Origin of the sequence: Nocardiopsis sp. TNDT3, assembly GCF_003427465.1 — a bacterium.
In the GTDB taxonomy this organism is placed as follows: domain Bacteria; phylum Actinomycetota; class Actinomycetes; order Streptosporangiales; family Streptosporangiaceae; genus Nocardiopsis; species Nocardiopsis dassonvillei.
Genome location: NZ_QPFC01000806.1, coordinates 1 through 8,703 on the forward strand (window position 1 = coordinate 1; position 8,703 = coordinate 8,703).

Annotated in this window: 3 protein-coding genes; all 3 read left to right on the forward strand. The window is 69.1% G+C overall.

The genetic code is table 11. From position 1 onward, the window contains the following. The first annotated feature begins 1,240 nt into the window (after nucleotides 1–1,240). Nucleotides 1,241–5,668: a hypothetical protein gene (locus DQW06_RS19710; protein WP_157983499.1), complete on the forward strand. Its 4,428-nt coding sequence runs from the start codon at nucleotides 1,241–1,243 to the stop codon at nucleotides 5,666–5,668. Then, nucleotides 5,665–7,782: an MBL fold metallo-hydrolase gene (locus DQW06_RS19715; RefSeq protein ID WP_117199079.1), complete on the forward strand. Its 2,118-nt coding sequence runs from the start codon at nucleotides 5,665–5,667 to the stop codon at nucleotides 7,780–7,782. The genes DQW06_RS19710 and DQW06_RS19715 overlap by 4 nt, the downstream gene beginning before the upstream one ends. 507 nt (nucleotides 7,783–8,289) lie before the next feature. Next, nucleotides 8,290–8,673, forward strand: coding sequence for an RNA polymerase-binding protein RbpA (locus DQW06_RS19720; RefSeq protein WP_013153776.1), 384 nt, complete (start codon nucleotides 8,290–8,292; stop codon nucleotides 8,671–8,673). Nucleotides 8,674–8,703: the final 30 nt, after the last annotated feature.

The window sequence follows — 8,703 nt, forward strand, 5'->3', positions numbered from 1 at the left end:
CGTCGATTTCATGCAGGAACTCCTCAGGCGCGCGGAGGGGCTACGCTCCGAGTTCGCGCGCGCCCGCGACGCGGCAGCCCGGCTCGGTGACGCCTTCGCCGCCGGGCAACGTCCCGATGGAGCGGATCTGTCGTGCCTGTCCTCAGCCGTTGAGAACTTCGACGCCGTCTCACGCGGCCTGAGTCGTGCCACGCAAGGGGAATACACGCCCGCCGACAGTCTGGACGAGCTGGACACGAATCTGCTGCAGGCGCTCAACGACACCGCCGAGACCGCGCTGTGCGCCAGGTTCGCCGCGGTGTCCGGTCCTACCGAGCTGGAGGAAGCTCTGGCACTGGTCCGCGCCGCAGCCGCCGGACGTGAGCACATCGAACACCTCCGACTACTCGCCGACCTCTCCGACGCCGTGGCCAAGGGCCCCTACACCGAGGCGGCCACCGGGCTGCTCAGCCGTGCCCTGACCAGTTTGCCCACGGCTTGGCAGCCGATCGCCATGGCCATCACCCAGGGAAGCTTCACGACGGACAGTGTCCGCCATGAGCCCGTCCCCGAGCTGGAACGTGCCAGGAACGCACCAGCTCCAGACGGGACCGGAGGACCGGGGGCCTTCCAGGAGGCTCAACCCGGCAAGGAGTTCACAGAAGAGGAGGCTAGGGGGACCGCAGAGCAGCAGGAGTCCTGCGAACCGGGGGAGGACGGAGAACCGCGAAACACCTCCGTTGGCACCGACTCCCCGGTTAGCGGAGACCAGTCGCTCGAAGCGCTGGACGTACGCATCGCCCGGGAGAGCGCGCTGCGCTCCTCATCGGACACGAATGACGAAAAGGACGTCGAAGCCGTCAAGCGGAACGGCACACCTTCGTCTCCGGCTTCCGGGGAAGCGGACCGGCACGGACCAGGAACCGCCATACATGGTGAGACGGTCCCCACGGAGGGGAAACAGGACGCTCTCACGGCCGTCGGCAGCGGAGAGCAGGCTGCCCCCGCCGAGGACACCAGTACCGATGAACACGTCCCCTCGCCCGTCTTCGAGGAGCCCGTCACCACCTCCCCCACCGATGACTCCCCAGCGGAGGCCACGGACGGAAAGCCGTCTCCGGCAGCCTCCGCGTCCTCGGCGCCTCCGGTCAGGGCGACTGTCGCCGACCCCCGCGTCCAGCGCCTGGACACGGAGGCGGTCGGCCGCGGCCGCTTGGCACTGAGCGGCTGGCTACACCGTTCCGCGGGCTCTCCCGACAACGTGGCTCGGGCCAGGTTCGCCGCCGCACTGGCACACGAGGTGATCGAGACCGGCGGCGACCTCTCCGACCGTTTCCGGGCGCAGGCCTCGGTCCTCGCGGACGACCTCCCCGACAGCAGGGACGAACGCGTGCTGGTCTGGGCCGCCGCGCTGCGCGCCGGGCTGGTGAGCCCCTCCTTCGAGTCCTACCACCTGCTGGAGCGCGCCTCAGGCGCGGTCAACGGGTGCCCTGCCCTCACCGCGCTCAGCGAGGCCTTCACCGAGGCCGCCCAGAGCGGCGTGCGGCTCAACGCGGCGGAGAACCGTCAGCACCTGCGTGACACCGGTATGCAACGCCGACGCCGAGAGGAGGCGGTCCGCCAAGCCCGGGAGGACAGCGACCACGCCTCACGACGCAAGATCAACTACCAGGGCGCTACCGAAGTGTGGCGGACGATGGTTTCCCTCAAAGGGGAGCTGCGCCCCCTCATCGACATCCCCGCCCAGGACGACGGTGCCCGGTTGGGAGAGCTCGCGCGGTTCGACGTGTTCGATCCGGAGCGGCTGGTGGACGAGGTGCACGCCCGCCTCGGAAAGCGCGTGCGCTCTCCGCGCAAGCGCATCGAGGCACGGGCTCGTCAGGCCCTGCTGCGCTACATCGAGGACCTACGGAGCAACGCCAGGGTGTGGGCCGACACCGTGTACCACATGGAGAACCTGGAGCAGGCCGAGGAGGGAGGCATGTGGGGCTTGGACGGGCTCAACCGGTTGAGCTCGACCACCGGTGAACACTTCGTCCCTGCCTTGGCCGAACTGGACGGGCTCGGCCAAGGCAGTTTCACCGGCGCGCTCGACGCCGCACGGCAGCTCCTGCAGGGGGTGAACCGGCTCCTGGAGGGGGAACCTCCCGTCTCCAGCCTCCTACCCGGGGACCTGGTGCTCACCCGCGACCTGCTGCTCATCCCGGACTGCCGCGTCACTCCGGACGGTGAATGCGAGCGCCTGCCCTCCCACGAGGCCCTGGAACAGGTGCTCACAGAGCCCGCCGACTGGGGGCGCTCATTCGAGCAGCGGGTGGAGCGCGCGGATTTGGCCGGGGCTGAGCTGCTGGTCAAGGCGGCCCGCGCGGAGAATCCGGCGCTGGCCGACGAGCTTGCGGGCCGTATCGAGAGCCGAGTGGAGAAAGAACGCGCGTCCCTGGCCTCGAAGGTTCGGTCCTTCCAGTCCACGGTGGCACTGCACCGCCTGTACGGTTCGCTGTCCGAGGACGAGGCGAACCACTTGCATGATCGCGCCAACGGCCTGGTTTCCGATCCTGCTCGCCTCGACTTCGACGTGCTCGACGACCGGCTCCGCCTGTTGGCGGAGGAGGCTGAGCACCTACGCGAGAAGTGCGTGCACAGGCAGCGGCAGGAGGTGGAGCGCCAAGCCGAGGAGAATCCCGACGTGGCGCGGTACTCCGAGCGGCTGAACAGCTTCCTGGACAACGGCCGTATCACCACCTGCGACGAACTGCTCTCCCGGTTGAGGAAGGGCGAGCCCGTCCCGGAGGAGAACAGCGGTCCCGACCACTTCGCGAACTTCTTTCCCCGGTATCCCCAGGTACTGGAGAGCACCCGGCAGCCCAGGGAGCGTCACCACCCCGTCACCTCGGAGCTGCGTGCCCTGTTCAGGGTGGAGGGGACCGCACCGGAGAAGGCGATACCCACGCGCGCGCACCGGGAACTCCTGGCTCCGCAACTGGCCGAGCAGCGCACGGGGACCGACCGGGCCACCGCCTATGAAGCACTGCGCCAGTGGAACACCCTCTCCCAGGGCCCCCAGAGCAGCGGCAACCGGCGCACCGCCGTCAACAGCGTCTTGGCCCTGCTAGGGGTGGGCGGTGAGCTCGATCCCGAGGAATCGGGAGCGAAAGCCGAACGGCGCGGCCAGCGCGACTTCGTCCACATGGACCTGACCGGTGTGACCCCATCCGGGGAAGCCCTTCTGCCGGACTTCGGTTCCAGGATGAGTCCGAGCGGCGCGCGCCTGAGGCTGCAACTGGTGTGGGGTCAGCCGTCGCCTTTGGAGTTCGGTGAGTGGCTGCGCACCAACACCGCCGAGGACCAAACGGTGCTCGTGCTGTACTTCGGACTGCTGTCCGAGAACCAGCGGACGGAGTTGGCAGAACAGGCGCGAACCCGAGGCGGTCCGGTGACAGCCGTAGTCGATGAGGCGGTGATCGCCTACCTGGCAGCGCTGGCCCGTCCCGAGTGGTCGACCACGGTGCGGCTTACCGCCCCGTTCACGGTCTCAAAGCCCTTCCAGTCCGAGCGGATGATCCCTGAGGAGATGTTCTACGGACGACGCGAGGCTTTGGAGGCGGTGATGGCACGCTCAGGCGCCCACTTCGTCTACGGCGGCCGCCAGCTGGGCAAGTCGGTGCTGCTGGCAGAGGCTGACCGGCGTCTGAGGCGCGACAACGGCCGCACCCATGTGATTACGCGTGACATCCGCTCGGTCTCCCAGGCCACCGAGGTCTGGCAGATCCTGGCCTCCTTCCTGGAAGAGAAGGGCATCTGCCGACGGGGGCAGCTGAGCCCTGCGACCAAGGAGTCGGTGTGCTCGGCCATCCGCGCCTGGTCCCGGGACAACCCCGACCGCAGGCTGATGGTGTTCCTGGACGAGGCGGACGCCTTCCTGACCATCGACGCCGACGAGCACGACTTCGCCAACGTCGTGGCCCTGCGCGACCTGATGAACACCACGGACAGCCGGTTCAAGGTGGTCTTCGCCGGTCTGCACAACACGTCCCGCTTCCGTTCCCTGCCCAACCAGCCCTTCGCGAACCTGGGCGAGCCGGTGAGCATCGGCCCGCTGCTCTCCCCCGACGCTTTCGACCTACTGGTGCGTCCCCTGCGCACGCTGGGGTTCGTCCTGCCCGACGAACTGGCCGTGAGCATCATCGCGCTGGCCAACAACGCCCCCGCATTGGTGCAGTACTTCGGTCAGGAGCTGCTGCGACGGCTGCGGTCCTCCCGACTGCCATCCCTGCCCTACACGGTGACGGCCGATGACGTGGACGCGGTGCAGACGGGTCAGGGGATGACCACGGCCTTCCGCCAGCGGTTCGACTGGACCCTGGACCTCGACCTCAGGTACAAGGTGATCGCCTACGCGGTCGCCCTCCACACCATCGATGACCGCGAGCAGGTGGTACGGCAGAGGTTCCTGCTGGACGAGTGCCGGACATGGTGGCCGAACGGGTTCGAGGACTGCTCCCTGGATGAGTTCACCTCACTGGTGGAGGAGTGCGTGGATCTGGGGGTGCTCGCCGCAGCGGACGAGGAGAACGGTTACCGGCTGCGGACCCCCCACATCCTCACACTGCTCGGCGGTTACCAGCGCGTGGAGCGCGAACTGGAGAACGCGCAGGAGAACTACGAGAAGCCGGGTGTGTTCGACTCAGCCTCCTACCGGCGCACACACGGCGGTGGCCCCGGCCTGTCCCCGCTCACGGCTGGACAGACGGCCCTGCTCACCCGCCATGACGACAGGATCCGACTGGTGATCGGCTCCCGGGCCACGCAGGTGGACCTCGTCCCGGCCGCACTACAACAGGTCAAGGACGAACTGGGTGCACACGTGTGGGAGGTGCACCGGCAGGGGCTTACCCTGAACGGCGCCTTCCAGCGTTGCCTGGAGAACGGCAAGAACATAGTCCTCGTCCACCTGTCCGGATCCGTGGCGGGCGCGGTGCGCCAGTTGAAGGAGGCTGACGAACTACGGCGGACCTGCCCCTACCGCGTGCACGTGGTCGCGGTGGTCCAGCCTGCTCTGACCGGGGTGATCGGAGCGGCCATGGGCTACCCGTTCGAGACAGGCGAGGACCCGGTCCTGGACAGGGTCGAGGTCGTGGAGCTGCGCCGCTTCGGACCGTCCGGCCTACGCCAGTGGCGGTTGCTGGACCACTTCTCCCGACTGGTCGACGAGTCCGTGCAGACGCGCCTCCTCCAGGTGACCGGAGGATGGCCCTACCTGGTCAACAAGGTCATCGGACAGGTGGTCGGACAGGACCGGGAACCCGCCCAGGTGCTCGACGAGACCGAGAGGCGACTGGCAGGCTCCGACGGCGCCTCCTTCCTCACCTACACCGGACTCCGGGACGCCCCCGAGCTCGTGCAGGCGTGGCGCCAGATCAGCGAGTACGGCATCCCCGAGGAGGCCAAGGAGCTCGCCGAACTGATCAGGATGGCCGCCGACACCGATCCCGGGAACAACCCCGAACTGGCCCGTGTCGCCGCACGGGGGCCGCTGGCCCTGCTGGGGGTCGTGGAGGTCCTGCGCGGGTTGGGTGCCCTGGTCCCCGTGGCCTCTGAGAGGAACCCGAAACAGATCTTGCTGCGTCCCGAACCAGTTCTGGACGCGGTCTTCCGGCAGGTCAGCACCATACACAGCGAGGAGGCGTGACCTCCCCGGACATCCGCGGCCTGGACCTGGTCGCGGAGGCGGTGATGGCCCGTCCTGGTTTCGCTGGCCCGGAGACCGCCCCCGATGAACTGGTGTCCGCGCGCCCCGGTTGGCTCCTGAACCTGCTGGCGGAGTTTCCGCCGCTGCGCACCCTGGTACGCGCGCGTTCAGCCGAGGCCTGCGCGGCCCTGGTGGCGTCCCCCGCACCGGAGGAGCGTGATGAGGCGCTGTGCCGACTGATGCTCCACTCCGATCCCGGTGTACGCGATGCCGCCGCGAGGATCGCGCTCACGGCACCCCCGCCGTCACCAGTGGTGGTCGCAGCCACCGCCGCCCCGAATGACGCGGCGGACAAACGGGTGCGCACCCTCGAACGGCGTCTGGCCGAGAGCCAGAAACGGCGAAGACAGGCCGAGGGCAAGCTCAGGCATCTGCGGCTGGAACGCGACCGGGCCTTGGCCGCAGAGAGCAGGGAGACCGGGCGCCGAGAGGAGACCGCTGAGGAGGTGGAGCAGGCGCGGGCCGAGACGGACCTGTTGAGGGCCGAGCACCGCGACCCCCGGGTGTTGGGCCGCCGGTTGTTGCGTCTGTGGGACACCGACGGCCCCGCGCAGTCCAGCGATCCGAGGGAGAGGGAGACCGTCTCTCCGGAGGGCCCGGTGCGCACCGCGATGCGCGGTGCCGTGCGGGTGGCCGGTGCCGACGCCGGGGTGTTCATCCGTGTGCTGCGCTCCTTGGCTGATCCGCAGTGGGAGGAGCGCAGGGGCACGGCCCGGCTGACGGCTGGCGGGGATCGGGCACCCCGCGTGGTGCAGTTGGGCGGCGGTACCGAGATCGGCGGTTCCTGCGTGCTGATCGAGGCGGGTTCCACCCGGATCCTCGTCGACGCGGGACTTCGCCAGGCCGGACCGGGAGGACAGGTGGCCCCTCCCGGACTGGTCGACCTCTCGCCAGGTCCGCTGGACGCTGTGGTGGTCACCCACGCGCACAACGACCACGCCGGGTACGTTCCCGAACTGCTCCGCGACCGGGGCCCGTTCCCGATCGTCACCACCCCCGTGACCGCCGAGCTTCTGCCCACCATGTGGACGGACACCGCCAAGGTGGCACGCGGGCTCGGGAGCGCCCGTCCTCCGGGGGCCGGGGTCTCCTACGGCCGGGAAGAGGTGCGTGCGGCCAGTGCGGCACTGGTCCCCTTGGGGGTGGGAACCGAACGGATCATCGGCGACCTGGCCGTGGAGCTGTTCCCCGCCGGGCACGTGGTCGGCGCGGCGGGGGTCGTGGTACGGGCCGGGGAATACCGCGCGGTGATCACCGGTGACGTCGCCGACTTCGCTCAGGCGAGCGTGGGCGCCTGCGAGATACCGCAGAGCGCACGAGGTGCCGACCTGCTGGTGGTGGAGTCGACCTGCTGTGACCAGCTGCTGGGGCACCGTGACCACACGGTGAAGCGCATGCTGGACACCGTGGACCGGGTGTGCAGCGGCGGAGGACGCGTCCTGGTGCCCGCCATGTCGCTGGGCCGGGCCCAGGAGGTGGCCCTCATCCTTCGACACGGGCTTCCCGAGGTTCCGGTCCTCGTCGACGGTATGGCCAGGACCATCGCGGAACTGGTCGGACAGGCCACCGCCGGGACCGACAGGCCGGTGCGGGTGCTGGGAGACAACGTACGCGGCGTCGTCGGAAGTCAGCGCACGAGGTTGGTGGAGACGTTCCGGGGCGGAGTGGTGATCAGTCCGGCGAGCAGCATGTCCGGAGGCCCTGTGGTCGAATGGGCCAGGACAGTACTACCCGATCCGCGCAGCGCTGTGCTCGTGGCTGGCCGCCAGGACGAGGAGTCCCCCGGAGGCAGACTGGCAGGCCTGGTGAACGGCGGCAATCGGCGTTTCGTCCTTCAAGGACGTTCGTGGACCGAGGAGGTCGACGTCCGGGCGAGGATGGCTGACACACGACTGTCCGCGCACGCCGATCAGCAAGGGCTCCTCCGGATCGTGGAGGAGATCGGAGCACGAAGAGTCAGATTGGTGCACGGCTTTCCCAAACAGCAGCACTCCTTTGGAAAGCTGCTCACCGGACGGGGATACCAGTGGGAACTTGGCGTGCACGGAGCCTAAGCCCCGATCCCGTTCGTATGCGAACGCTAGCAAGGGCCTAAGGTGTTGGCGCTCTCCGGAGTCGGCGAGGAGGAAGAAGCGCGGGCGAGCGACACCCGGAGAAGTACGACCAGCCGCTGACGAACGGCGTTAGGCCGGGCGGAGGGACCGTGCTCGATGGCGCCGGGCGCGGCGAGCGCGGCCGACGACGGGACCCCGCCGCTGTTGATTCGGCCCCGGAGGCGCGGCGCCTCCCCCACCAGGCAGGAGGGTGCGCCGGGAAGGCGAAAACGGGGCTTAGCGGATGTTTTTCGCCCCTGGCGGGCGTATATAGAGACACACCCGAAACAGCCAGCCTGGAGTGCCCCAGGTCACATGTGCCACACTCGGCGCACCGGACGATGTTTTGGGATCGGGGTGGCCCCTGGACGCCGGAGGTGGTTCGACCTCAGGTCAGCGGGGAATCTTGACGTGGACCGACGCGTTACACCCCGCGAGACCGCACAAGCGCCTGGAGGCACCCACACGATGGCCGAGCGAGCACTTCGCGGCACCCGGCTCGGGGCGACGAGCTACGAGAACGACCGCAACACCGACCTGGCTCCGCGGCAGGAAGTCACCTACGACTGCACCCGGGGCCACCGCTTCTCGGTCACCTTCGCGACCGAGGCAGAGATTCCCGCCGAGTGGGAGTGCCGTTTCTGCGGCGACCGCGCCCTGCGGCGGGACGGCTCCGGCGAGGAGCCCAAGAACGCCAAGCCCACGCGCACCCACTGGGACATGCTGCTGGAGCGCCGGAGCATGGAGGACCTGGAAGAGGTCCTCGCCGAGCGCCTGGCCCTGCTCCGCGCCCGCCGCCGCGAGGAGGCGGCCAAGGTGGAGGAGATCGCCAGGCAGCGGCAGAGCGCCTGAGACACCCCGCGACACCCGGGGGGGGGGGGG